General features: G+C 34.0%; 3 protein-coding genes. All 3 read left to right on the top strand.

Features of this window, described 5'->3' with window-relative positions:
- Window positions 1–597 (top strand): CPBP family intramembrane glutamic endopeptidase (locus DBR11_RS21765; protein WP_108554721.1); only part of this gene is annotated, 597 nt, incomplete at its 5' end.
- Window positions 598–654: 57 nt separating this feature from the next.
- Window positions 655–1,824: a sensor histidine kinase gene (locus tag DBR11_RS21760; protein ID WP_108554720.1), complete on the top strand. Its 1,170-nt coding sequence runs from the start codon at window positions 655–657 to the stop codon at window positions 1,822–1,824.
- The coding region (locus DBR11_RS21755; protein ID WP_146186624.1) for a LytTR family DNA-binding domain-containing protein at window positions 1,824–2,050 on the top strand (227 nt) is incomplete at its 3' end. The genes DBR11_RS21760 and DBR11_RS21755, both read left to right, overlap by 1 nt.

Raw genomic sequence — 2,050 nt, 5'->3', positions numbered from 1 at the left:
CTGTCCAGACAATACATCAATATGGAATTTTTTGGGCTTAAATTTTCCTGGATTGGAAAGATCTTAAGTTTGGCGACGTCTTTAGTGATCATTTATTCTGTTTCAAAATCCAACAGGCAGGAAATTGGTTTTACGACGAAAATGAATTCTAAAAAGCAGGTGATTATTGGTCTTTCATTTTTCTTTAGCTTTTTATTATTTGATTTCATTTTTAAGATTATTTTATTCCCTAAGGGTGGTCATTTCGACCTGGAAACCTTTGCTTTTCAGGCAACGTTACCTGGCTTAACGGAAGAACTTGCTTTTAGAGGGATCAGTTTATGGTTACTTGAAATGGTATTTCCTCCAAAATGGACTTTTAAAGGGATAAAGTTTGGTTGGGGATTCATTATTGTTACTGTTTTATTTGGGGTAGTTCACGGGGTATTTCTCACAGCGAATTATGCGTTTAAATTTGATTTAATAACGATTGTTTATCTGGCCTTAATTTCATCATTAAGTGTTGGTATACTTAGAAAATTCTCCGGTAATATAATTTATCCTATTTTGGGACACAACACCATCAATATTATGAACGCTATCATCAGAATTTTATAATTGAAATATAATCAAGCAAACCAAAAAACTATCTTTGGTTTGCTTGATAAGATACTAATGCAGAATAAACAGGTTTTTTCAGACTATTTTACAGACAAGATTGCAGCGTTTGATTTTGATAAATTCTATACTAAAAGGAAGCGATTTTTGTTTCATAGTTTGATGTGGTTGGGTTTCGCAGGACTTTTGTTACTGAGTTACAGAATCGCCTATCACCTTACGTACTTTAACAGTTTTATATTGACGTTGCGGATGACCATTGTTAACATGGCTGTTTTTTATTTGTTCTTTTATGTTGCCTTACCCAAGATTTTTAAAGGGGGTGCAGGTACAGCAATTTTACTGATTATCATTACATTTCCGATATTTGTTGCTGTCTGGCTTTTAGTTACTTACTTTTTTTCTATTGCATATCATTCCCTTGGTTTCGAAATTCTAGATGGCGAACTGAAAGGGGCGATTAAAGGAGCAGCAAGCCAGACTCTGTTCCAGGCCATATCGGTAAACAGGATGGTATCACAGGCAATTATTATTATTTCGATTTTATCGCCGTTCTTTTTCGTCAAAATTCTATTTGAAATCTCTAAGCTTTATAACAGAACGCTAAATGTCCAGCGACAAAAAGCAACACTGGAAATTCAGAACATCAATATTGAAAAGGACTTTCTGAAAGCCCAGCTTAACCCTCATTTTCTTTTTAATACGTTGAATAATCTGTACAGTTTGAGTCTTAAGAAGGATGATTTGGTTCCGGAGGTTATTTTGAATCTTTCGGATACGATGAGCTATACATTGTATGAATCCAATACAGAAAAAGTTCCATTGAGCAAGGAATTGGAATTTATTAAAAATTATGTGGAGCTTGAGAAAATGAGGTATTCAGGAAGCAAAAAGATTCGATTTGAGTTTCCTTCTGAACAGGAATGTTCAGGATTCTATATTGCACCGCTTTTGACTTTTACTTTTATTGAAAATGCTTTTAAATATGGATTGAAGTCTAAAACTGGTTCATTGCTGAATCTAGATATAAGAATTGAAGATGGATGGTTTTATTTTGATGTCGAAAATGATATTGATGATACAAGGAAAATGTCAGATTTTGGAGGAATTGGCCTGGAGAATTCCCGGAAACGATTACAACTGTTGTATCCGGATAAGTATAAATTGCAAATTCAAAATCCTGAAGGATGTTTTAAAGTATCACTAAAATTAGATTTAAAAAATTAATGGAAAAATTAAATTGTGTCATTATTGACGATGAACCTCTGGCAAGGGATGTTGTTGAGTCTTTTGCTAAGGCAGTTCCTTTTCTGAATGTTCTGACCACCTTTGAAGATCCCGTTGATGCGCTTTTATTCGTAAAAGATCAGCCTGTAGATATTGTTTTCAGTGATATAGAAATGCCTAAATTGAATGGTTTAGAACTGGTACGTGCTCTGGGAAACTCTATGGT

It is taken from the genome of Pedobacter sp. HMWF019 (assembly GCF_003061025.1).
Classification (GTDB): Bacteria; Bacteroidota; Bacteroidia; order Sphingobacteriales; family Sphingobacteriaceae; genus Pedobacter.
This window is presented reverse-complemented; position numbering and strand designations above follow the sequence as displayed.